This window comes from Lysinibacillus xylanilyticus, from assembly GCF_001708185.1.
GTDB lineage: Bacteria > Bacillota > Bacilli > Bacillales_A > Planococcaceae > Lysinibacillus > Lysinibacillus xylanilyticus_A.
In genome coordinates this window covers 126,219-148,799 of the sequence record NZ_MDDN01000008.1, presented here as the reverse complement: position 1 = coordinate 148,799, position 22,581 = coordinate 126,219, and the positions used below count along the sequence as shown (strand labels likewise).

Annotated in this window: 26 protein-coding genes and 1 pseudogene; 22 read left to right on the top strand and 5 right to left on the bottom strand. The window is 35.1% G+C overall.

Annotated elements, in window-relative coordinates:
- The first annotated feature begins 380 nt into the window (after positions 1–380).
- From BFJ97_RS15560 to BFJ97_RS15485, 15 genes and pseudogenes are all read left to right on the top strand, one after another.
- The gene (locus BFJ97_RS15560) at positions 381–911 is read left to right on the top strand and encodes an SMI1/KNR4 family protein (protein WP_068985564.1); all 531 of its coding nucleotides are present in this window, start codon (positions 381–383) and stop codon (positions 909–911) included.
- Between the two features lie 414 nt (positions 912–1,325).
- A complete protein-coding gene (locus BFJ97_RS15550; protein ID WP_068985562.1) occupies positions 1,326–1,901 on the top strand; it encodes an imm11 family protein in 576 nt (191 codons plus the stop codon).
- Positions 1,902–2,335: 434 nt separating this feature from the next.
- Positions 2,336–2,761, top strand: coding sequence for a hypothetical protein (locus tag BFJ97_RS15545; RefSeq protein WP_068985561.1), 426 nt, complete (start codon positions 2,336–2,338; stop codon positions 2,759–2,761).
- A gap of 530 nt (positions 2,762–3,291) precedes the next feature.
- Positions 3,292–3,708: a hypothetical protein gene (locus BFJ97_RS15540; protein ID WP_139114461.1), complete on the top strand. Its 417-nt coding sequence runs from the start codon at positions 3,292–3,294 to the stop codon at positions 3,706–3,708.
- 14 nt (positions 3,709–3,722) lie between these two features.
- Entirely contained in the window at positions 3,723–4,397 is a 675-nt protein-coding gene (locus BFJ97_RS15535) for a hypothetical protein (RefSeq protein ID WP_068985559.1), read from the top strand.
- A gap of 193 nt (positions 4,398–4,590) precedes the next feature.
- Positions 4,591–5,094 (top strand): SMI1/KNR4 family protein, encoded by a 504-nt coding sequence (locus BFJ97_RS15530; protein ID WP_068985558.1) that lies wholly within the window; start codon positions 4,591–4,593, stop codon positions 5,092–5,094.
- Positions 5,095–5,494: 400 nt separating this feature from the next.
- Complete coding sequence (locus BFJ97_RS15525; protein WP_068985557.1) at positions 5,495–6,142, top strand: hypothetical protein; 648 nt, start codon at positions 5,495–5,497, stop codon at positions 6,140–6,142.
- 96 nt (positions 6,143–6,238) lie between these two features.
- Entirely contained in the window at positions 6,239–6,532 is a 294-nt protein-coding gene (locus tag BFJ97_RS15520) for a hypothetical protein (RefSeq protein WP_139114460.1), read from the top strand.
- Positions 6,533–6,891: 359 nt separating this feature from the next.
- The gene (locus tag BFJ97_RS15515; RefSeq protein ID WP_068985555.1) at positions 6,892–7,494 is read left to right on the top strand and encodes a hypothetical protein; all 603 of its coding nucleotides are present in this window, start codon (positions 6,892–6,894) and stop codon (positions 7,492–7,494) included.
- A gap of 62 nt (positions 7,495–7,556) precedes the next feature.
- On the top strand, positions 7,557–8,021 hold the full coding sequence (locus tag BFJ97_RS15510; protein WP_068985554.1) for a hypothetical protein: 465 nt from the start codon (positions 7,557–7,559) through the stop codon (positions 8,019–8,021).
- Between the two features lie 168 nt (positions 8,022–8,189).
- Positions 8,190–9,616: pseudogene (locus BFJ97_RS15505) on the top strand (IS1182 family transposase); the annotation flags it as partial.
- 408 nt (positions 9,617–10,024) lie between these two features.
- Positions 10,025–10,339 (top strand): thioredoxin family protein, encoded by a 315-nt coding sequence (locus BFJ97_RS15500; RefSeq protein ID WP_068985553.1) that lies wholly within the window; start codon positions 10,025–10,027, stop codon positions 10,337–10,339.
- A 356-nt stretch (positions 10,340–10,695) separates the two neighbouring features.
- Positions 10,696–10,905: a hypothetical protein gene (locus tag BFJ97_RS15495; protein ID WP_068985552.1), complete on the top strand. Its 210-nt coding sequence runs from the start codon at positions 10,696–10,698 to the stop codon at positions 10,903–10,905.
- 381 nt (positions 10,906–11,286) lie between these two features.
- Positions 11,287–11,661: a hypothetical protein gene (locus tag BFJ97_RS15490; RefSeq protein WP_068985551.1), complete on the top strand. Its 375-nt coding sequence runs from the start codon at positions 11,287–11,289 to the stop codon at positions 11,659–11,661.
- Positions 11,662–11,826: 165 nt separating this feature from the next.
- On the top strand, positions 11,827–12,441 hold the full coding sequence (locus BFJ97_RS15485) for a cysteine peptidase family C39 domain-containing protein (protein WP_068985550.1): 615 nt from the start codon (positions 11,827–11,829) through the stop codon (positions 12,439–12,441).
- Between the two features lie 196 nt (positions 12,442–12,637).
- On the opposite strand, the gene BFJ97_RS24795 is transcribed toward BFJ97_RS15485, so the two are convergent.
- From BFJ97_RS24795 to BFJ97_RS15470, 4 genes are all read right to left on the bottom strand, one after another.
- Entirely contained in the window at positions 12,638–12,793 is a 156-nt protein-coding gene (locus BFJ97_RS24795) for a hypothetical protein (protein ID WP_175401775.1), read from the bottom strand.
- A 154-nt stretch (positions 12,794–12,947) separates the two neighbouring features.
- Positions 12,948–13,256, bottom strand: coding sequence for a hypothetical protein (locus tag BFJ97_RS24260; protein WP_139114459.1), 309 nt, complete (start codon positions 13,254–13,256; stop codon positions 12,948–12,950).
- A gap of 525 nt (positions 13,257–13,781) precedes the next feature.
- Positions 13,782–14,735 carry a TRM11 family SAM-dependent methyltransferase gene (locus tag BFJ97_RS15475; protein ID WP_068985548.1) on the bottom strand — a complete coding sequence of 318 codons (954 nt, stop codon included), beginning with the start codon at positions 14,733–14,735 and terminating at the stop codon, positions 13,782–13,784.
- A gap of 429 nt (positions 14,736–15,164) precedes the next feature.
- The gene (locus BFJ97_RS15470) at positions 15,165–15,518 is read right to left on the bottom strand and encodes a hypothetical protein (protein ID WP_068985547.1); all 354 of its coding nucleotides are present in this window, start codon (positions 15,516–15,518) and stop codon (positions 15,165–15,167) included.
- Positions 15,519–15,741: 223 nt separating this feature from the next.
- On the opposite strand from BFJ97_RS15470, the gene BFJ97_RS15465 reads away from it, so the two are divergent.
- A complete protein-coding gene (locus BFJ97_RS15465; RefSeq protein ID WP_068985546.1) occupies positions 15,742–16,569 on the top strand; it encodes a DNA alkylation repair protein in 828 nt (275 codons plus the stop codon).
- Positions 16,570–16,613: 44 nt separating this feature from the next.
- On the opposite strand, the gene BFJ97_RS15460 is transcribed toward BFJ97_RS15465, so the two are convergent.
- Positions 16,614–16,952, bottom strand: a complete 339-nt coding sequence (locus tag BFJ97_RS15460; RefSeq protein ID WP_068985545.1) for a hypothetical protein — start codon at positions 16,950–16,952, stop codon at positions 16,614–16,616.
- 26 nt (positions 16,953–16,978) lie between these two features.
- Here BFJ97_RS15460 and BFJ97_RS24255 point away from each other — a divergent pair, with 26 nt between their 5' ends.
- The 6 genes from BFJ97_RS24255 to BFJ97_RS15435 all read left to right on the top strand — a co-directional run bounded on the left by BFJ97_RS24255 (position 16,979) and on the right by BFJ97_RS15435 (position 22,433).
- On the top strand, positions 16,979–17,158 hold the full coding sequence (locus tag BFJ97_RS24255) for a hypothetical protein (RefSeq protein ID WP_139114458.1): 180 nt from the start codon (positions 16,979–16,981) through the stop codon (positions 17,156–17,158).
- 602 nt (positions 17,159–17,760) lie between these two features.
- A complete protein-coding gene (locus tag BFJ97_RS15455; RefSeq protein ID WP_068985544.1) occupies positions 17,761–19,119 on the top strand; it encodes an aspartate kinase in 1,359 nt (452 codons plus the stop codon).
- A 225-nt stretch (positions 19,120–19,344) separates the two neighbouring features.
- Entirely contained in the window at positions 19,345–19,527 is a 183-nt protein-coding gene (locus BFJ97_RS15450; protein ID WP_068985543.1) for a hypothetical protein, read from the top strand.
- A 206-nt stretch (positions 19,528–19,733) separates the two neighbouring features.
- On the top strand, positions 19,734–20,417 hold the full coding sequence (locus BFJ97_RS15445) for an adenosylcobinamide amidohydrolase (RefSeq protein WP_068985542.1): 684 nt from the start codon (positions 19,734–19,736) through the stop codon (positions 20,415–20,417).
- Positions 20,414–21,370, top strand: a complete 957-nt coding sequence (cbiB, locus tag BFJ97_RS15440; protein ID WP_068985541.1) for an adenosylcobinamide-phosphate synthase CbiB — start codon at positions 20,414–20,416, stop codon at positions 21,368–21,370. Before BFJ97_RS15445 ends, cbiB begins: the two co-directional genes overlap by 4 nt.
- Positions 21,357–22,433 carry a pyridoxal phosphate-dependent aminotransferase gene (locus BFJ97_RS15435; protein ID WP_068985540.1) on the top strand — a complete coding sequence of 359 codons (1,077 nt, stop codon included), beginning with the start codon at positions 21,357–21,359 and terminating at the stop codon, positions 22,431–22,433. Before cbiB ends, BFJ97_RS15435 begins: the two co-directional genes overlap by 14 nt.
- Positions 22,434–22,581: the final 148 nt, after the last annotated feature.

Here is a 22,581-nt window from a genome sequence, read left to right as displayed (position 1 = left end):
GCCTTGGTCGAAAAAAATCCAAGCCACATGTGCAAAATAGCCATCTATCCGAAAAAATTCAGGGTAGATGGCCATTAGTCGTGCGTACCGAGAAGGTGCGCTTATTTTTTTTATATTTCGGGCTTACGGTAATCCAATAACAATAAATGCTAACGGGGAAGTCGTAATATACTACCACGACTCAGGAGAAAATTTTTTTGTCGAAATCTTTCGAAAGTTTTGTTGAGGAGAATTTTTCTGAATGGTAATTTGGTAATTATTACCAACCAATTTGCCGTTATTTTTTATCAGAATAGAAATGGGATAGAAGTACCCCCCCGAAATAAACATACGTTCGTTCGGATGGAGTATGGCATTGTAAAAGAAGGGTGTGAAATATTATGAATAATACGTTATTAAATATTGATGAAATAACAACAATTTTAGATAGAGATTTTATTCCTATAGAGTCAATTGTTACAGGATTAAGACTAAAGAAACAAGTTGGGATGCAAAAAAATGTGGAGCAAGTAGAGCGAAGACTTGGTGTGAAATTCCCTGCTGATTTTGTTAATTTAATTTTAAATTACGATTTTGGTGATTTTAGTATTTTAGGGATACATTTTGGGAGTGAAACAAATTATCTAGAAAAGTTAATAAGTTTCCATGAACATTTGTCAAATGAAGATGTAGCTAATTTTTCCAATCAATTTATATGTATAGCAATTGGGGATCACTTTACATTTATTATGGATGTAAATAGTGGGAACATTTTCGTTTTTGGTTCAGAGACACCCTTTAATAAAAAAATAAAAATAGCTGAATCTTTTACGAAACTAATTCAAGTGTTAGGAACAGCATATTTTCATAGAACTCAAAACATGAGTCATATTAAGCAGTTAGTTAAAAGGAACTACGTGAACGAGATATGAAAGGGAAATTCATTAAGGAAATCGGCTTTGATGAGATGACAAAAACGTATGAGCGAAGTTAGGCGGGATGGTTCAGAGGATCACTTGGTAGGTGAAAAAAATGGATTATCTTTATCGGAGGTTAAATTAAATGCCAAGTTAAGTAGGAACTTTGCGCTTAAATTTTATTCTATCTATAAAATATCAAGTTTCTCTGAAAACGAATTAAAAGAGAGACTTAATGCAGTCCGTTTTGATAGAAAGACAAAATTTATACCAAAATCAAAGTACATATAAAGAAGAGACAATCTTACGTGCTGATTCTTAATTGGACTCAAACACAATATAGAGATGAAATTGAAAAGTTAATTAGAGACACTAAAAAAGATTTGAGGAATTGAAAAATTCAATTACTTGTAAAGGATAGTGATGCGAATGCAGTACTATAGATTAGTGGAGTTTTATAAAAGGGATGTTTATTTTTACCAAGATGATCAAAAGAATCAGGTGAAATCATATGAATTAGAATCAGGAGTATCATCTTTTAGTATAGAAAGTATTTATTACAAAGTTGATAAACTTGATAAATATGTTAACAAATACGACATGTTACCATCAGTTGGTGCGCCTTTAGTAAGCTTAAAAATGAAGTGTTTTTTAGAGGAAATTGCTAACAACGCCTGTGAATTTTTTCCGGCTATTATTGTAGACGAAAAAGGCGAGATGAACACAGATTTCTTTGCACTGAATATATTGGCTGTTTCTGATTGTTTTGATGAACAGAAATCGGAATACGATATGACTGCAAACGATCCTAAAAAAGTTGGTCGAATTACAAGCATATACTTTAATTATCAAAAACTTGGACAAGAGCATATTTATCGTATGAGCATAAGACCTTCCATGATAGTTGTATCTGAGGCTTTTGTTGAAGGATATAGAAAGAATAAACTAAAAGGATTACTCTTTGCAAAAGAGGGAAGTCGCCTAAGACCGGAATTTTTAGATTAGATTGTTTATGTTTGAACGTGATAAAAAGGATCAGAATTATATCATGCATTCCAAACGGATGCTAATGTACGTACGAGCAGTCTTCGAGGATAAGGTTCATTCCGAGCACCGAAACAATATAGATAGACCATATCATCAGGATAGTCGCTAAGATGGCCCAACTACAGGTGCATGAGTAATCCAAACATGGGGAGATGGCAATGTCCTTTAGGTGAACTTTCATATAATTAGGGTTATAACGAAATTACGAATAGTTTAGGTCATAAGAGTTATTACTTTTTTAACAAAGATAGGCTGTGTACGAAAATGTTCATCCAGTGGGTAGTGAAGTCAGCTATGAATATTATGAGGACTTTGAATTGACGTTTTAGCACTGAAACAGACGATAGGACGAATTGAAATTCGTTGCTCTATGTAAAGAAATGGAGGGCATAATGAGAACCAGATTTATTGATACAACAGTGGGTGTAATAAATGCTAGAGATGCGTTGATTTTAAATAAGTTAATCATGGAACGATTTCCAAGAGAAGTTGAACTTTCGTTAAATTTAGCAACAGCGTTGGCATCAAATATTTCCACAGAAGAACGATACATAGATATTTCTTTCATTTTTAAAAATGTAGTCAAGTTTGGACTTTGTGGTCTTGATTATTTTAACGAAAATTTATTGGATACGTGTTTTTGTGAAGTGATTGATTCCGACTTTTTGAATCAGCAAAAGACACTGGTTGAAAAGGGATTTAAGCATTATTTTCTTGAATGTTATGATGAAATTATTGAAGTTGTGGCCCAAGAATACAATCTTATTTTGCTAGATGGACTTAGAATAGCTGATGAAAAAATGGATAAAAGCAATTAAAAAGAGTTTGAATTGTAAGCACGTAATGATGATAGGCGAACGTCCATTTTAATCAAGAGCACGAGGTTCAAAAGGGAGATGCTTATAAAATGAAAGAAAAAACAGATATTTTAAGTATAATAATTTACTATTATAGAGATGAAGAACGAATGAATAATCTTTGGTTAATAAAAAAGAGTTTTCAAAAACACTCTCTCTAGTCATGGGAGTTGAGTGTAAGAGAAGCTTATAAATACTTAATGGACTAAGTAACATTGAATTGGAGGAAATCAATGATTTTAAATTTAAAGCCGACACCATTAATCACTAGAACAGAAAGAAACATTGATTAAATGAGATCAATACTAGTTTTCAAACTAATATACATACGAGACTAATTGAGTTTTGGAAATTTTTTAAGGAAGTTACATTTGAAAACGGAATAAATATTTATGGTTTTGACATTGCATTGGAAAGGAACGAGTTGTATGAAATAAGTGCTTACGCATCAGATTATATTTTGATAGGGGATGATGGTGGGGGGGCAAGGAGTGTTTTTAAAAAAGAATAGCGACCAACTAAACGTATTCTATCAAGATTTGGGTGCATTGTCGTCGCCTTTTTATTCTTTAGATATTGATTTATTTAGTTGGCTTGAAAATAATCCTGTTATAGATGACGAAGATTCACCTTCAAACGAACTTGATTTGATAGATGTGGTAAAAGTGTATATAGTCAGAATACCAAATGATGTAAACAAGTTTATTATGGAAATAAGAAAATATTTTAATTTGAAACTTTCTATTAACGACATTAGAGAAAAACTAAATGGTTTACCTTTTTTGGTTATTCAAGATATCACACTTATGAAGTATGGCAAAACAATTGAAATTTTAAATCAAAAATACAATTGTTTAGAGGTTCTCAATTCAAAGAATGAGATTTTAATTAGGCCAGTAAAAAATTAGGGGGAGTGTATAAGATGATCAAAAAAGATTACGATTTGCTGCTCGAAATTTTTGAAAAATATTACGACTCATACGAAGAAATGCTTGACCGAGTGAAAGACGTAGAAAATGATACGGTTATTTGGAGTGATTCGTATTTGGAATTTTTCCCATATCAATATGCACTGAATCAATTAAAGAAGCCAAAAACCTATAAAACTGAGCCTGAATCCAATGAAGGTATTATAGTAAATAGGTTAAAAGATGGTGAACTGTACTATTCTTATGATAATGAAAATAAGGGATGGGGCAGTGTTTTTGTAATAAAAGAAGATGGAATGAAACTGTATCTTAGGTTTCTAAATAACGATAATGATGAAATCGTTTTAGAACAAGTATATTGTGTAGTTTTTAAAGAGACTGTGATTGAAAAAGTATTATTCTATTTAAAGGACGTTGACTTGGACGGAGACGAGGAGTTGAACGAAGAAACTTTTTTGGTAGATACATATTCATATAATAGCGATGAGTCAATTGATACAATTATAAGAAATGGTTTCTATCATGAAAGTAAAAATATTATCCCAACTACCACATTTCGATTTGAGTATGTTAACGAAGATCAATTCATATACACAAAACAATTGAAACTAAATCAAATGGATGTCGAAAAGTTAAGGTGGAAGATCAAAAAATCCAGAATCAAGTAGGAAACGGATAATGTGGACTAAACCCATTTTAAAATCAACTGTACCTCAAATACTAGTTTTTTACTGGAATTATTAGCAAGACATGGTTTGAATCCTGATATTGCTGAAAATGGAGCAAAAATGTAGGGAACAGCACGATTTTAAAGAGTTCAATATACTAAATGCAAGTAAAATTGAGATTAAAGGAGTAAGTATGGGGATAATAGAGATTATTAAAAAAATTGAACAAGATAGTAATTGCAGACTTGTGAAAAGGATCACAGATTTCACAAGTGAATTAGCTCTTCCAAAAGATTTGAATTATTTTTTTAGCAATTATGACTCCTTACAAATGTTTATAGATAAGCCTTATGGAATAAAAATAGTTTCTTCAAATGAGTTTATTCCAACTAGTAAAAGACTTTACCCAGAGGATGATGTTATTTGGGAGGAACTAGAGGGGGATATTAGTAATGAGTGGTATCTTATTGCTGAATCTGAACAAATAAACCAATACATTAGCATGGACATGAGCAAGTCGCATTTAGGTTATTGCTATGATAGTTTCTTGGAAACCCATGCAACACCAGGAGACAGTCAGATTATTGCTAAAAGCTTTACGGAACTGTTAGAGCGTTTATACTCTAGTAAAGGTGAAAATTGGTTTTGGTTGGCTGAAAATTTCGAGCCGTATGGGGATGCTTATGATGGCAGGTAAACAAGGAGAAAGGGATAATAATTAGTTGGATCGTTGGATGACTATAATATTTTGCTAAAAGCTAATTACAAAAATTCTAAAACATATGTAAAGAAGATGTCTCAATCTCTTTCTTTACATATGTTTTTTTGTTAGATTCCTTGTCTTAAAGTTTTAAAGATATGAGTGTAAATCAATGCCTGATGGTCCAATTGGTATAAAATCTAATACTTATTTTCCAGATGCACTTAATGGATACCATATGGATGTAAGAAGCAGAAAAACCACTCTTTTTTAGCATTGAATTTATTTAAAACGGTATAAAATGGTATTATATGTTATGAGGTATTTGGTGACACCTGAGAGACGTTTGACTATGACAAAATGGATTGTAAGTAATAAACGAGAGGATTGAGCTTTTATGAAAAAAATAGATGATTCGATATTAAATTTTATACAGACAATGAATAAACATCCTCAAGAAGAATCCCTAGTTGTAAAGAATGGTGGAGTACGTTATAGGTCAGAATTAGTAAAACTACAGGTAGATGAAAAAATTTATCTTTCTCCTGAATTAAAATTTTTTTATGAACATTGTGAAATAATTTGTGATATCCGTCATGATGGTCACAAGCTAAAAAGCACGAGCATTGATTTAGGAAATGCACCTCTTAATCTTTGTTCTCCTGAAAATCTTATTTATAGGCAAGAGGGGTTTCGTTGGATTGAAACGGATCTGAAAGAAAATCCAAAATGGAATCCATTTTTGCTTGTCATTGCAGATATAAATGATGATCCAGTCGTGGTTGTAACTGATAAAGAAGGCTCACCAGTCATGGCTTCTTATGAATCAGGTGCTCTTTTTCCGATTGCAAACTCATTTTCCGATTTTCTGGATTACCTCTCAATTACAATAGAATTAATACAGGGAAAATATAATGGGGAAATAATAGATGATGAATCTTTTGAATTCCTAGAAGGCTTTATAGAGGATTTAAAAGAGAGGATAAGTAAGATAAATCATAACGATGAACTTGTTGAAAATTTTATCGATTACTTATATGGCTAATAAATCAAAAATTGTTTGACTCCTTTGGTAATAAAGGTAAACCTGCCTTAAACACAAAAAATTAAAAGGAAAAATTCAACTGATACTATGTTCAAGATGACGATGATTAATATACATATAGGGGCAAGTCAAATAGTAGTTTCATTTTCCGCAGACTTTACTATTAGACATGATTCTACTCAACAAAGAATGGTATTTTCTGGTTATAGCAACTTGGATGTTTCTCCTCAACAAGGAAGTTGGTCTACTACAGGTGTAAACGCTGTAATAATAGAAGGTGGAAGAACTTATAAGTTTACAATTGGAGGTAAACTTACTTATCTTGGCATTACAACTGAACATACTCAAGAAGTTACATTTTCATGTTCTGCAACTGGTGTAATTTCCTAAAGACAACATAAAAAAAGAAACTCCTTTCAATGGAGCTTCTTTTTTTATCCCTACAAGTAACCTCACAGCATCCGAACCCTCTTGGTATATATTACGAAATCACGACCACCTTTACTGCTCATATCACCTATTATGGGCAGTATTCCCCAGCACCAAATACACTCGGAAATTCTTTGAAGGCTTGCGTAGACTAGGTTTCTTACAGTTTTCAATTTGCAAGTGTAGCAAGTAGCATTTGTTACTCTGTTTCTTTTTTTAATAATTAATAAAAACAAATTATTAAAAGGGTTATTAAGTATTTGTATAGAATAATCCTAAATATGGAATATTATTGAATTTAAGTGATTGGAAGTGGAATATTGAAAAAGATATATATTTTTATAGTTATTATTTTAATATTTAGCTCAATCTTTTTTATAAAATTTAATCCCTTTTCGGATAACCAATTAAAAGAAGTGAGTTATGACGTTGATGAATCTCTTCAGGAAATTACAATGCTTAGGGCATATGAAATTGGGATTGAAAAGGCGAAAACATATGACGATGAACCTGAACTTGTTTATTTAAATAGTGTTGATGATAAAAAAGTGAGTGGTGGCGATGGTAAAAAGGGAAATTGGCAAGGGATAATTTCTTTGCCAAATAAGAATCAGCGTTTCATATTTGCAATTGAAAAAGGTGAATTAAAGAACTTTAAATTAATGGATGGTTCTGAGAAATTAACAATCAAAGATTATGATATAAAGGTGGATAGTGATCAAATAGTAATGCAAGCAGTAACGGAATTTAAATTAGAACCTGGAAATAATCAATTTTCAAATGGATATCATTTTCGTATTTTGAGGGATGAAAAGAATATATTTATGGCTGTAAATGGCCAAGTAGATAAAAAAGAGATGGAAATATACTATAACCCCAAGGATGGAAAATATATGGGTAATACAGAAGATGCTATTGATTAATCTAAAAAGGAGGCGAAATATGCTAATGGGGTGCTATCTAATCTATTAAAGAGGAGTTAGATTTGAAGAAAAAAGGTTTATTATTAGGGATTTTATTTTCGACTTTATTGTTATTATTACCAATTAAAGATACTGTGTTTGCTGCAACTTATAATTCTCAAAATGTAACTGCTTATGTAGCACCATTGGGGAATAAAACTTATCATGGGACAACCCCACAAATATATGTTATGGCCGCTGTTCGTCCTGCTAAATGTGGAGATATATCTTCAGGAACAAAATTACCAAAAGGAACAATTATTACGACTTCAACTAAATTAGATAGTTTTCCAGATTCTGTTTCAAGGGATTCGTTTGCGGTTTATGACATGGGAGATACTAATTGCGTAAGGGATGTGACTCCTTACTTTTTTGATATTTACTTTGGTATAGATACAAAGAGCAATTATGAACATGCAAAATATTTTGGGAAAAAGACAGTTAATTATAGCACTTTTGCGTGGGGGGAATTGGAAATCCTTGAGTAAGTGAAGATTACTTGAGGATGGGACAAAACCCATCTCTAAACTAAAAAGCCGGTGAAATTTTACGATCACTAAAATTTCACCGGCTTTAAATTTTTTTCATAAAAAATAAGGACCACTTCTGCTAAAATTAAGTCACCACAACAAAATTATACAGAAAGAAGGATCCTTATGTTTAAAGATTATAACATGAATCAATTAGTTTTGCCTTTAGATTTAGAAGGAAGTTACAAAAGAATGATATTGCCTTCCATGTTCACCATTTAGTCGAAAGTATCCAGCCCGAAGCGTTTGAAGCATTCCTTTGAAATGAGGGTTGTCCTGCCTACCATCCACGCATGATGCTTAAAATTATCTTATGTGCCTACACGCAATCTGTCTTCTCAGGGCGAAAAATTGAATCGCTTTTAAAAGATAGTCTTCGGATGATGTGGTTAGCTCAAGGATATGAACCAACCTACCGCACAATCAACCGATTCCGTGTCCAACCAGAGGTGAAAGAGCTAATTCGTCAATGCTTCGTTCAATTCCGCTGCCAGCTGGTACAGGAAAAATTAATTGATCAGGAAGCTATTTTTATTGATGGAACAAAGATTGAAGCGAATGCGAACAAATTTACATTCGTGTGGAAAAAATCGATTGAGAAATATTATAACGGACTAATTGAAAAGTCGAACCAGCTATACGATGAGCTGCTTGAAAAAGAAATCATGCCAGAAATTGAACGGGAAAATGAAAAGGAATTAGCCTTGGAAGACCTCGCTCAAATGGTCGAAAAAGTAGATGAAGTGATTTCTGAATATGATCGGAAAATTGAGGACTCGTCGGATGTAGCAGAGCGAAAGGCTTTAAGAATAGAACGGAAATTCCCTAAGCAAGCTCGCAAACAATTAATCGACTATATTGGACGCAAACTAAAATATCAAAGAGACTTCGAAATTTTTGACGAACGAAATAGTTATTCGAGAACAGACCCGGATGCGACATTTATGCGTATGAAAGATGATTATATGAAAAATGGTCAATTGAAGGCTGGTTATAACATACAAGTGGCAACAGAAGGTCAGTATGCGCTTGCCTACAGCATTTTTCCGAACCCAACGGATACACGTACATTAATCCCATTTTTAGATGAAATCGAACAACATTATTTTAAGTTACCAAACCACATTGTCGCAGATGCCGGATATGGCAGTGAACAAAATTATGATGATATCCTTTCGAATCGTAAGCGAGAAGCCTTAATCACTTACAACATGTATTTAAAAGAACAAAAGAAAAAGTATAAGCAAAACGAATTCAATACAGCAACCTGGGATTATGATGAAGAAAATGATCAATACACTTACCCAAATCAACAACAGCTTGTATTTAAATATCGTACCACGAAAACGGATAAGTATGATTTTACGCGTGAGTTTAAGATATACGAATGTGAAGACTGTTCCGGATGCCTCCTCCGTTCATTATGTACAAAAGCAAAAGAAGGAAATAATCGTAAGTTAATGGTGAATGAGAAGTGGGTTAATGGAAAATATAGCGTTCCCATGCTTCATCTTAGGGGAGCATTATCTGAACCTAATGTAATAAAGATCTATTTCATTGTCCTTACAAGAAAGCCCCAACAATGCATATCAAAATGTCATTGTTGGGGTTTTAGCTTTATATATTATAGATGTTTTTTAAAATCTAACATGGATTCCGATACGACACTCAATTATTTAGTTCAGGATTTGAATTGTAAAAACTTTGTGCGTCCAAATCAATTTTCAGTGCAGCTTTGTTGTCATTTAAATGAAGATGGTAGCATTGTGGTGGATGAGGCAGGGCGTACGTCACAAGAAAATGTTTATGCAGCGGGGGGAACTGCTAAATTAGGCCGGTCTTCATCAATAGTAGCTGTTGCTGAAGGATATAAACGGCGATAGTAGGGTCTAATCATAACTAAAAGCATATTATATCTTCAAGATTTATATTTCTTATTTCCACAAAGGGAGGAAGGGATTATGTCAATTGTTCATGTAACAACAAAGAAGGAATTAAAAGAACAATTAAAAACTAAAAAGATGGTGTTAATAAGTTTTTGGGCTGAGTGGTGTGGACCGTGTAAAATGTTCGCGAGGGTTCTAAATCAACTCAATGAAGAATGCAATGGTAAGGTGAAAATTGTAAGGGTGAATATTGAAAAAAGCCCAGAGATTGCAGCGGAATATAAGGTAATGGGCATTCCTCATACTCGATTGATTATTCATAATAAATTACGCGAACCAATTATTGGATATGTCCCTTTTGAAAACTTAAAGCAGATGATTGGCGTTTGATCGTCAAACAGCAGGAAATTTGATTGCATAATTTATTGGTGAAGGACCAGCAGAATAGTTCTTTTTAGAGTGTACGTAAGACTTTCCGAATTTCTGGAAGAAGGCACTTGTTACATTAGAAATACCGTCATTAATAAAATGAGGGGAATATGTTTACTTCATCATAAAGTGGTTGAATCCGTTGATATATTAATGTTTGTAAAAGGATGTTAGTCAAATACGATATTTTCAATCTGTTTAATTATATACCAGCTCATGTTATAATGAGGAACTTAAGGTAATGAAGACTTTTCCTTATAACTGAACGGATGCCAAGAAAGCCTCCGCATAGAGATAAAATATAGAGGTGTAAGAGATTGAATAAAAAATGGACGATTGAAAAAATTAAAGAATTTGTTGAGAATAATTCGGAAAGTAAGTTGCTAACGACGGAATATCACGGTTTTTCTCAAAAGTTACTATTAAAATGTGCATGTGGTAGCAACTTTGAAAAAACATTTACAAAATTTAAAAATAAAAATCAACGTAAATGTGACGTCTGCCAACCACCAAAAGAGTCTCGCTAAACGAAGTGCCAAAAGAGAAGTTGGCGTCTTGATTAAAATCACCTCATACCTATTCTTTATAGAGATGAGGTGATTTTTTATGGACATTAATATTATTGAAATATTTCCGGATGTAATTTTATACTAAGAGAAGATAAAGGTGTTAATGAAATATAGATGAACGCACTTTTTAACATTTGATATAAAAACTGATGGGGTTACTGTAACTGAAATTAAAGAGTGATGTTCAACGATTGGTGCTTTACTTCAAAATGGGGTAGAGCCATTTTTTTCTTAGACGAAAAGCGCAGATTAGTCCAAGAAAAAGTTATAAAGTAATATAGATTCATTTGTGGTAAAATATGTTATTGTTGCGAATTAAAAATAAATGGAGGTTTTTATATGAAAAGGAAGTTAGTCTTAGCCTTTGGTTTAACAGGAGTTTTAGCATTAACATTTGGTTTTGCAAAAGACTTGCAAAGCATAAAGGTATCAGCAGCAGAACAAACAGTAGTTGCTTCAAAACAAACAGACATTACTACGGTTATAACAAAAGAAGAACAAAATATGGTAGAAAATCTGCCGACTAAAAAGGGGTTTGTACCACAAGGAAATGGAACAGGCTTCTTTTTTGTAAAAGGGGACCCAACTGAAAGAAAGGATATTACTACTGTAATCACAGCAGAGGAACAAAAAATGGTGGAAAAAATGTCCGTTAAAGAAGGATTTGTAACACAGGAAAATGGAACAGGTTTCTTTTTTATGAAAGAAAAATAATTGTTAAAATAAGGTTGCATTTCTGTTATAAGCAGGAATGCTTTTTCATTAACGGGGGCGATTGTTCAATTAAAGCAATCGCTTCTTGTGCTAACGGCGCAGTTTAGTGAAAGAAGGACTTAAAATATTGTTGCATATGGACGCAAAACAATGGGGGGAAGTAGTATGTTTATAATTAGAACAGCTATTTTATGGATTATTATATCAACGATCATTAATGCATATTTAATGACATTACCCATACCTGTTTTACGAAAAAGAGATTATCCGGCTAACTATCTCATTAAACGAAATAATAGGATAGATAGTCAAAACAAAAGGGAATGTGCAGCATTTTCAACAGCATATGTGTTGCGTCATTTTGGAATGGAGGCAGATGGTGAAGAGTTATATACTAATTTTCCTAGTAAAGTGAGGTCAGGTAATGTATATCCAAAGGGAATTCGTACGGTGTTAAGAAAAAAGGGATTTAAAACAAACTATTATAAAGGAAATATCAATACATTAAAGTACGAAGTTAGTAAAGGAACTCCTGTTATTGTCTTTATTAGAGTACATAAGGATCGTAATAATTTGCACTTTGTCCCTGTCGTAGGATATGACAAGGAGTATTTCTACCTTTCAGAATCATTAAGGCAACTGGTGAATTGTAATAATGATAACAATAGCTATAATCGAAAAGTTCCTATTAATGAATTTAAGAAATTGTGGAATGTAAAAAATATTAATATGCTTCTGTATAGCAATACTTACATAACCGTAGACGCCACACAGAGCTAATGTTAACGACGAAGAATTTCATCTGGAAGTAAATGGTGATTAGCCCGGAATTATTTCCGGTTTTTTTGTGCATTAAGAAATTGAAGGAGATGGATCATGGGTGGATGTTTTTACAGAATAAGAAAAGCCCCCATACACACCTTTTTCTAAAGTGAATATTGGGGGGTAGTTCAAAAATTAATTTTTGATTTTACAACTAACGTTTATTTTCATTTTGAATATTACTGAAGTCTACTTCCTCAGCGAACTCTTCTCTGTTTTTATTTTTACGCTCTCTGTTAGCATTTTGATTTTGATTCTGCTGTTTTTTGTTGTCTTGAGTTTTATTATTTTTATGTTTATTATTACCCATTATCATCTCACCTCCACCATTAGTGTGAGTGAAAGATGATTTTTTATCCGCATAATTTTACAATTAAATTTTAGATGTAGTTTTATAATAAAGATTGATTGTTAATAATAACCTCACATTTAATTTTGAAAAGAGACAGTGAATTTTTTCCATTTTAACTATTTATGGGTTCAACACCAAAACGTGTGGTTGATTTCCGTTCCGACTGGTCGCTTTGCCGCTGCCGCTTCGCTTTCGCGCAGATAAAACATTTGTTGCTGCCGCTTCGCTTTCGCACAGATAAAACATTGCCGCTGCCGCTTCGCTTTCGCGCAGATAAAACATTTGTTGCTGCCGCTTCGCTTTCGCACAGATAAAACATTTGTTGCTGCCGCTTCGCTTTCGCACAGATAAAACATTGCCGCTGACGCTTCGCTTTCGCGCAGAGCAGAGCTTCCTGGGGGCGTCCGATGAGCCGCTTCACTCGCGTTGCTCGCTCCAGGGTCTCGGGCCTACACGATGTAGGTTACGAAGGCGTTATCACAGGACGTGATGCTCTTAGCCTTCGTTCCTCTACCGCTGATCCCCAAGGAGTCACCCAGCCTCCACTCCAATCAACTTATTTATATAGTATATGTTTTAACAAATGTCATCCACAACTTTTGGTGATGAGCCTATTTATGGTCTTTTTTAATGTTATTGCAAATATTTTTGGGTTTGTATTCTTCAAAAAAAGAAAAGTTTATATTTTGCTTCTTTCGCAATATTTATACTAGCAGGTGTATTGGGTGGAATCGGCGTACTAGCACTATTTATTATTCGTGATGCCTTTGCAGTATTCTATGGTCTCCGAGTAATCAATATATAGTTCTTAGTGAGGGGGTCAAGTTGTTTATTATTTGATAAATTTGTATCCTTCTATACATATGGACAAAAAAAGTAAACCGCCTCCGCATTGCAAGCTGTGAGTAGGTTTACTTTCTTCTATAATGATAGAAGGTACGTGCTTTTATTTACATAATAGAATCTGGCGTAAAAACGATTGTTTTTTAGCAACGCATCGATCTTTTATAATAAAACCTGCATCTTCTATCATGTCATCAATTGTTTCAATTGTAACGACAACTACCGTATCGGCAATCCGACGAGCATGTTTAATAATATCAAATTGATCTTCTGGTGATGAATGCGTAAACAAGTTATATGGTAAATCAATTATGGCGACATCGTAGTGCTCCGTTACTTCTGAGATTGGACCTACTGTAATGTTACCTGTTAACCCAAAATAAGCGATGTTTTCGCGGGAACCTTTACAAACATTGTAATATATATCTCGCCCTTCCATATTAATTCCCATAGAAAGGGCTTCAATTACCACTGTCCCTATACCACAACAAGGGTCGATTGCACGAATATTTTGAGGCTGGGGAACGGCGATATTCGCTACAGCGCGAGCAACTCTAGTGCTAAGTGCCGTTGAATAACTGTTTGGCTTGTGTAAATGTTTACGCCAAATGGATTCACTCTTCGAATGCTTTCCAAAATACCAAATTCCATCTATTAAAATAAGACCAAATATAGTTTCAGGATGATTTAGATCTGGTTCTCCATCTATACATAATCCTATCTCACGTTCTAACAATCTACGCTCTGATTGAGGGATTTTCTTCGTTTCACCTATATCCATATTATTTAAACAAACCACTTTAAAAGTTGCTTCATTTATGTTTGTATCCTTCACCATTGTCATGATGTTCTCTACGCTATTATCTTCATATAGCACTTCAAGTCTCTCTTGTATAAAAGGGCTACGGCTTGGATCAATTTTAACATTGCTTATTATATAGTTTGATTGGGAATCAAAACTAAAAAATGAACGCATCTCCATTCTACACAAATCGTATTCGTCAACATGATGTACATATGTGTATATAAATTTACTTTTATTTTGTTCGTTACTCAATTGACTATCATCCTTTTATATTGTTATTCACTTGATTTCACTAAAGTTAATAAAAACCAAATAAAGTTGTTTATTTGGTAATCGTATCATAGGTGACTCTATCAAGCCACTCGATAACAGTATCGAATTGAGATAGTATTCAAATAGTGAGGAGGTCAATGCCTAAAGAACGCTTTCCAATTGTTGGTTTTCGTGGAAAACTAACAATAATATCTTCAGCAGTTATGCATTCTGCCATCACGTTATCCTGTTAATTGGTTGCAAGGGAGAATGTGGATCATGTACTATCGGAAGAATTAGGAAGTTGTAGACTATCTCGGTTTTATCCTGTAATTGGGTGGAGGACCTTATCCCGTATTAACTGCCCGTAACGATCGCAACCTTAAATTTTTCACTATAACAATCACCAAGTTAAACAAGCAAAAGGTATTAATCCTGTTGCTTGTTTTTTTTGTTATGCTTGATTGCTAAATGTAATGAGAAACTAATCGCAACGAACATTATTACAGAAAAAGCAACCGAGAACGTGGCTTTATAGTAGATTGATGTAATAAACATGACGATCGAACTAATGATGATGGCTACTCGAAGTAATATATCTGTTCTTTCACTTGGATTAAAAAAATCTTGAAGAATAGCAAAGAAATAAGCTATTCCGAAAAATACAAGATACTCATAAACAAACACAGGTTTTACATAATCCGGAATGCCAAAATAAATTATTTCAAATATAAAAATGAGTAGTATTACATATTTTGAATATTTGCTAAAGAAGTTTGACAAAGTATCATCTCCTTTCAATACTTATTCTAAAAAAAATAGAAATTTTTGCTATGAGCATTTAGTTTCAATCTAAAGGGATTTTTCTGAAAGGTGATGGTGTTTTTGTCCAGTGCTTCATTTTTAATAGAGGAAAACAGTGGAAATAATTTGTAAGAGAAAATAATATAGAAAGAGACATTCTAATAATTTCTAGGATTTTTCCATTAATTTCAGGGGGTGTGAAATGGTTGTAAAAGAAGATGTTTTAAATAGAAAGGGAGCTAGGAAGGCTAGCGATATCCCTAATGACGTTTTAGCGTTGTTGAATCAAGGCCGAATCGAGAGTGTTAATTTAACGGAATGGCAAGCTGTTAACCATATTTCTTTAGTCAAAAATGTTCTACCAACAATGGGGCTAGAAGAAGAGTTGGAAATTATTTTAACTGAGATAGAGAAGCAAAAAGTTGAAACGGGAATGAAGGCTATACGTTTAATAGGTGGTTTATTAGACACAGTCGTGGTTAATGAAAGTGCGACTAAAAAAGAGGATGTAATCAAACTATGCTCCCAACATGTATCTGATACTGTCCGATGTTGGGCAGCATTTATGAATAAAAACAACGATCATTCTTTAGAAGAGAAATTGTTGTATACCCGATCTTTCGCAGCAGATCATCATTTTGGTGTACGAGAAATTGCTTGGATGTCAATTAGGGAAGACCTTTCAGAAAATGTAGAGGAAAGTGTAGACTTGTTAACGGAGTGGGCGAAAAGCGAAGATGAAAACATTCGTAGGTTCAGTTTAGAATCAATCCGTCCTCGCGGGGTATGGACAAAGCATATTGAAAGATTAAAGCAAGAACCACAAATCGTACTTCCTATCCTAAATTTGCTACAATCAGATTCGTCAAAGTATGTTCAAGATTCTGTCGGCAACTGGTTAAATGATGCTAGCAAAACTCAACCAGAGTGGGTAATAAACCTTTGTGATGAATGGCAAAAGGATTCTCCAACTAAGGCAACTGAGAGAATTATTAAAAAAGCTCAAAGAACAATAGTGAAAGGGAAATAATGTTTGTACAAAATATATAATCAAAACCATCCTATAATGGACCATTATGTAATGGACATTTTAAGGGTGGTTTTTTTAGCTTTATCTGGCTGATCAAGTTGTGGATGACATTTGTTAAGACGTACGCCTAGTATATAAGTTGATTGGAGTGAAGGCTGGGTGACTCCTTCGTGACCAACATCGGTGCTGTTGCTGTCGCTGCGCTTTCGCACAAACAAAACCCTCTGCTGCCGCAACGTTAGCACTACGCTTTCGCGCAAAAAACATCCTGCTGCTGCCGCTACGTTAGCACTACGCTTTCGCGCAAAAAAACATCCTTCTGCTGCCGCTACGTTTGCACTACGCTTTCGCGCAAAAAACATCTGTTGGCCCAAGCGGCTCATCGGACGCCCCCAGGAAGCCTTGCTCTGTGCGAAAGCGAAGCGACAGCAACAATGTTTTTTCTGCGCGAAAGCGAAGCGTCAGCGGCAAATGGTTTATCTGTGCGAAAGCGAAGCGTCAGCGGCAAATGTTTTATCTGTGCGAAAGTGCAACGACAGCAACAAAAAAAGCGCCCAGTCGGAACAAAATCAACTACACGTCTTGGTGATAAGCTCTTTATCCTCCAAAAGGATTGTCAACATAAGTGCCCTTCTACGCAGGGGGAGAACATCCGCGAAAGGAGAACAAATAACAAGCAAAACAGGTGAATCAACTTGAAGAGTGAGCGACTTTCAGCAATCGCGAATAGCACAAACATCACAATTTTTTCTGCATATGATAACAAGGAAGCGTTTTCATTAATTAATATAGAAGAAAGTTAATTTCATTTCATTCAAATTGGAAACAATATAGAAGGAAAAATTGGCTGCAAAAAAATTGTTAAATGACGGGGTTAAGTTGGTTCAAATTGGCATGTTTTATCGCTAAAATTGATTACTTAAATCCTGTAATTTAGATGATTTAAGCTAGTTCAGACAAAGATTTGTACGATTATGTGAATTCTACAAAAAATTTTTGTAAAAACCTTAACTATTTCATATGAAATCCGTATAATAAATCAAACAGTGCGGAAATTGTCCATATTCTATCGGTAAATTGCGTGAATTTTTTAAATTGTATTGACGTAGAGAGCGATAATTTGTACACTGTGTACATTCAATTGTTTTGTGGGGGAATACAATTAATTTAAAAAGTTAGGATTTGATAGATATGATCGTATGTAAATTTGGTGGAACATCTGTAGCAAGTGCAGAACAAATTCAAAAAGTAGCAAACATTGTAAAATCTAATCCGGCACGTAAAATCGTAGCCGTTTCTGCACCAGGGAAACGCTCCGGTGACGATATAAAGGTAACTGATTTATTAATTAATTTAGCAATGGCAGCATTAAAAAAAGAAGATGTTGAAGAGAAAGTGCAAACCGTTGTGAATCGTTTTAAGGCGATTGCAGATGGTTTGCAGTTAGATCATACAATTTGTGGCGTGATAGCTGAAGATTTACGTGAACGTGTGCAAGGTGATAAATCAAATGAAGAATTATTTATCGATAGCATTAAAGCAGCAGGGGAAGATAATAACGCGAAGTTAATCGCAGCGTATTTCAATTCTATCGGTATGCCGGCTCGTTACGTAAGTCCGAAAGATGGTTTAGTGGTCAATGATTTACCTGAACGCACGTTTGCTTTACCAGAGGCTTATGCAAATTTAGCACCTCTAAAAAATACAAAAGAAATTATTGTGTTCCCAGGTTTCTTCGGTTACACTAAAGCGGGCATATTGCGAACATTTGACCGCGGTGGCTCTGATATTACAGGCTCTATTTTAGCAGCAGCTGTTGAGGCAGAGCTTTATGAAAACTTTACGGATGTGGATTGTGTGTTCTCCGCGAATCCGAAAGTCGTGAATGATCCAGTGGAAATTAAAGAAATTACGTATCGCGAAATGCGCGAATTATCCTATGCAGGCTTTTCAGTGTTCCATGATGAAGCATTAATGCCTGTCTATAAGATTGGGGTGCCAGTTAACATAAAAAATACAAATAATCCATCAGCCCCAGGTACTCGTATCGTACCAAGTCGTCCTGCAACAGGTCGTCCAGTTACAGGTATCTCGGCAGACAGTGGTTTTTCAACTTTATATGTGTCAAAGTACTTGATGAATCGTGAAGTAGGCTTTGGACGTAAGCTTCTACAAATTTTAGAAGACGAAAATATTTCTTATGAACATACACCGTCTGGTTTAGACGATATTTCTGTCATTATGCGTTCAAATCAAATAACACCAGAAAATGAAGCGCGTATTCTTTCTCGTGTGAAACATGAATTACATGCAGATGATGTGCAAATGCGTCATGGTTTCTCTATGATTGTTATCGTAGGTGAAGGCATGCGTAATAATACAGGTTTAGCGGCACGTGCTGCAACGGCCATTTCAAAAACAGGTGCAAATATTGAGATGATTAATCAAGGTTCATCTGAAGTAAGTCTAGTATTCGGTGTGCTACAGGAATTTGAAAACCAAATTTTACAAGCACTTTATGAAGAATTTTTTGCACATGTGAGAGTATAAGTAAAAAGTGAAACGATAATCAGTGGGGGTTTTTCTTGATTATTAGTCTTCACCAATCGGGCTTTTACGGGCAGTTAATCGCTGACCGAACTACTTTACTTTCGCTACAGACAAATTACTGCCCGTTCATGCGGGATAAACACTAATCCTTGAACGGGATTAGTGTTTTCTTTTTGGCGGGAATACGGTAAAATCGAGGGCGTACATAGATTGGAGGTTTTTCTTTTGAAAAAATTATCGATTGGTATGTTTCTATCAATGATTGGCATACTATTTGTTTGTTTAACGATCATGGATATTTTACCGTCCTCGACAAAAACAATGAAGATTGTCTACATCGGTATTGGCTGGGTATTTATCATTGCAGGATCCATTGTTCGTTTTAAACACTTAAAACAAAAGCAATAACGGAATATCTCGAAATTGAATTGTTATAAAACGCGAATTTGTGATACAATTTCAAAAAAATAAATAATTTGAGTATTAGGAAGTTGTAATGCTGTACAAAATTCAAAAAGTTCAAATTTGGGAACAATCATAAATTTAAGATTGAACAGTACAAATTCTTCTTTGTAAGAATTTGTTTTTTTATTTTCTGAATGGGAGGCGAGATAATGCCAGTACTACGCAAGGAAAATATTCACATTTCTGAACATTATGTTGCTTTCCGCACAGATTCACCAATGAAGGTCGTATCCTCGGCAGTACATAATCCGGGATTTGGCTATTATACACATCTAATCAATCGTTCAGTGCCATATACGTACGATGAACGAAAACCGCAGTTAGAATTGCAACGATTTTTACAGTCCGAAGGCTTTCCAATTGACAATACGGTTGCGATGATGACGGCTGTCTATGCCAGGTACGCAACAATTCGTGAGTTTACATATGAAGGCATTTATCTTGTCATTATGATTACAGCAGGGCTCGGGAATGCCGTAGATATAACGCGTGCCTTTCATCGTCAGGAGCAGTATCATGCTGGCACTATCAATACGTGGGTACTTATCAATGGGAAATTGTCGGATGAGGCTTTATTTCAGGCAATGATCTCTACGACTGAGGCAAAGGTCAAGGCTCTCATTGATGAAGGTATTACAGATCCAACAACGGGCACGCAAGCTACAGGTACTTCAACAGATAGCTTGTTAATTGCTTCGACGGAGGAAGGTGTCTACCATCAATATGCTGGTCCGATTACAATGCTTGGGAAAGTCATTGGTCATGGTGTTTACGAAACGATGCGTGAGGCTATTCAAAAATATAAAAAAGATAAAGAGGAGAATCCTTTATGATGGCATTGATGATTGCTTGTATCATTGGGCTTGCTTTTGATTTAGTAGTCGGTGATCCTCCTAAAATGCCTCATCCAGTACGCTGGATTGGAAAGCTCATTCAATCTCAAACAGAATTATGGAATAAAGGAAGAATGAGAAAGTTTCGTGGGATGATCATGGCGCTCACTGTAGTCGGCACAACGATGTTTGTTGTGATGGTCATTGTGCTACTAAGCTATAAGATTAGCCTATTATTTGGCATACTAGTAGAGGGATTACTGATTGGTATAGGATTAGCGCAGCGTAGCTTAAAGGAAGCTGCGATGGCTGTGTATGAACCGCTTGCTAAAGGGGATTTTGCTGAAGCTCGTGTGAAGCTATCTTGGATTGTCGGACGGGATACGGAGAAGCTTGACGAGGATGAGATTGTTCGTGGTGTTGTGGAAACGGTCTCAGAAAACACGAGTGATGGTGTAACCGCTCCGTTATTTTATGCCTTTTTATTTGGCGCAATAGGGTTATGGGGCTATAAGGCAGTCAATACGTTAGATTCTATGGTTGGCTATAAAAATGAGAAATATAAAGATTTTGGTATGTTTTCTGCAAAGCTAGACGATGTATTGAATTTTATTCCTAGCCGATTAACAGGCTTACTCATGGTACTAGGGACTAAAAATGAAACAACAGTATCTCTTGGTCAGCGATTAAAACGTTGGCTACAGGATGCAAAAAAGCACCCAAGTCCGAATAGTGGGTATTTGGAGGCAGCTACAGCTGTTCAGCTAGGAGTACAGCTTGGAGGAAAAAATACATATCAGGGTGTCGTTTCTTATCGAGCAATTATGGGAGAAAAATTAGTTCCATTAACTAAAGAGCATATTGCAACGTCTATTATTCATATGCGTATGGCTACTTTGCTCTTTACTCTTGTTATATTAGCAGTGGAGGTGTTAATTTTTGCAATTACCTAATCACGGAGCAAATCCGCAAAATGTCTATCATCAACTTGGACTGATCATGCCCAAAGAGGTGTATGATTTTAGTGAAAATGTCAATTCGGCAGGACCACCTCAATTCGTTGAGGCGCGTTGGCGCACATTTTATCCGCTCATTCAACGTTATCCAGATCCAGACGGTGAGCCATTTTTAACAAAGGTGACAGCTTTTCATCATGTACAGAAAGATTGTGTTTTACTAGGCAACGGTGCCTCAGAGCTTTTTAGTGTTCTGGCTAAACGCTATGCCAATAAACGGGTGATTATCGTGCATCCCACTTTTTCAGAATATGAACGAACATTACGGGCGGCAGGTGCTGAAATTGTGCCAATACTTGTAGAGGATATTGTTCACTACACATTGCCGATGGAGCGTCTAAAACGACAGATGGCGAATGCAGATGCTTTATATATTTGCACGCCGAATAATCCGACGGGGGTACTTCCAAATAAAGAGGAGCTCTTACAATTAATTACTCATGGTGCACAAGTGAATTGCGAGCTTGTTATTGATGAGGCCTTTATTGACTGGATCGATGAAGCCTATTCATTGATTCAATATGTGGTAGATAATCCGCATATGATCGTCGTTCGTTCGATGACAAAAATGTACGCGATTCCAGGATTGCGCCTTGGCTATTTAGTTGCGAGTCCTATCGTTGTTGCTGAGTTAAAGTCTAGTCTACCGCATTGGAATTTGAATGCCTTTGCACTCGTGATAGGGGCAGGTTGTTTAGATGAAGAAAATTATTGTCAACAAGCGATTGCCTATGCAACAACACAGCGGGAATTGCTACAAAGCTATTTACAAGAAAATGGTTGCCAGGTGACAAATAGTGTAACCAATTATGTATGTTTTACGTTGCCTGAAAAACAGCAAGCAGATACATTTTTTACTTATTGTTTATCAAAGGGCGTCGTACTACGCCATACAAAAAACTTTATGGGCTTAAATGGTGAATGGTTCCGTATCGGGATTAAAGATATTGCGGCCATGACTTATTTAAAAAACTGTTTGCAAGCATGGTTTAACTTATGAGTCTTCTACCTCTGTAGGTGGTGAGATGAATGCGGGTTTAAGCTAATTTTTCAGCGGGTGTCCAAACATCTATACCTGTCGCTCGCTTTCGGTACAAAAAACATAGGTTGCTGACGCTACGTTAGCACTGCGCTTTCGCACAAAAAAC

Bases quoted from the DNA above. Each gene is read 5' to 3' on its own strand.
- BFJ97_RS15560 (WP_068985564.1), top strand. From the start codon at position 381: ATGAATAATACGTTATTAAATATTGATGAAATAACAACAATTTTAGAT.
- BFJ97_RS15550 (WP_068985562.1), top strand. From the start codon at position 1,326: ATGCAGTACTATAGATTAGTGGAGTTTTATAAAAGGGATGTTTATTTT.
- BFJ97_RS15545 (WP_068985561.1), top strand. From the start codon at position 2,336: ATGAGAACCAGATTTATTGATACAACAGTGGGTGTAATAAATGCTAGA.
- BFJ97_RS15535 (WP_068985559.1), top strand. From the start codon at position 3,723: ATGATCAAAAAAGATTACGATTTGCTGCTCGAAATTTTTGAAAAATAT.
- BFJ97_RS15530 (WP_068985558.1), top strand. From the start codon at position 4,591: ATGGGGATAATAGAGATTATTAAAAAAATTGAACAAGATAGTAATTGC.
- BFJ97_RS15525 (WP_068985557.1), top strand. From the start codon at position 5,495: ATGAAAAAAATAGATGATTCGATATTAAATTTTATACAGACAATGAAT.
- BFJ97_RS15520 (WP_139114460.1), top strand. From the start codon at position 6,239: ATGACGATGATTAATATACATATAGGGGCAAGTCAAATAGTAGTTTCA.
- BFJ97_RS15500 (WP_068985553.1), top strand. From the start codon at position 10,025: ATGTCAATTGTTCATGTAACAACAAAGAAGGAATTAAAAGAACAATTA.
- BFJ97_RS15490 (WP_068985551.1), top strand. From the start codon at position 11,287: ATGAAAAGGAAGTTAGTCTTAGCCTTTGGTTTAACAGGAGTTTTAGCA.
- BFJ97_RS15485 (WP_068985550.1), top strand. From the start codon at position 11,827: ATGTTTATAATTAGAACAGCTATTTTATGGATTATTATATCAACGATC.
- BFJ97_RS24795 (WP_175401775.1), bottom strand. From the start codon at position 12,793: ATGGGTAATAATAAACATAAAAATAATAAAACTCAAGACAACAAAAAA.
- BFJ97_RS15465 (WP_068985546.1), top strand. From the start codon at position 15,742: ATGGTTGTAAAAGAAGATGTTTTAAATAGAAAGGGAGCTAGGAAGGCT.
- BFJ97_RS15460 (WP_068985545.1), bottom strand. From the start codon at position 16,952: ATGAGCCGCTTGGGCCAACAGATGTTTTTTGCGCGAAAGCGTAGTGCA.
- BFJ97_RS15455 (WP_068985544.1), top strand. From the start codon at position 17,761: ATGATCGTATGTAAATTTGGTGGAACATCTGTAGCAAGTGCAGAACAA.
- BFJ97_RS15445 (WP_068985542.1), top strand. From the start codon at position 19,734: ATGCCAGTACTACGCAAGGAAAATATTCACATTTCTGAACATTATGTT.
- cbiB (WP_068985541.1), top strand. From the start codon at position 20,414: ATGATGGCATTGATGATTGCTTGTATCATTGGGCTTGCTTTTGATTTA.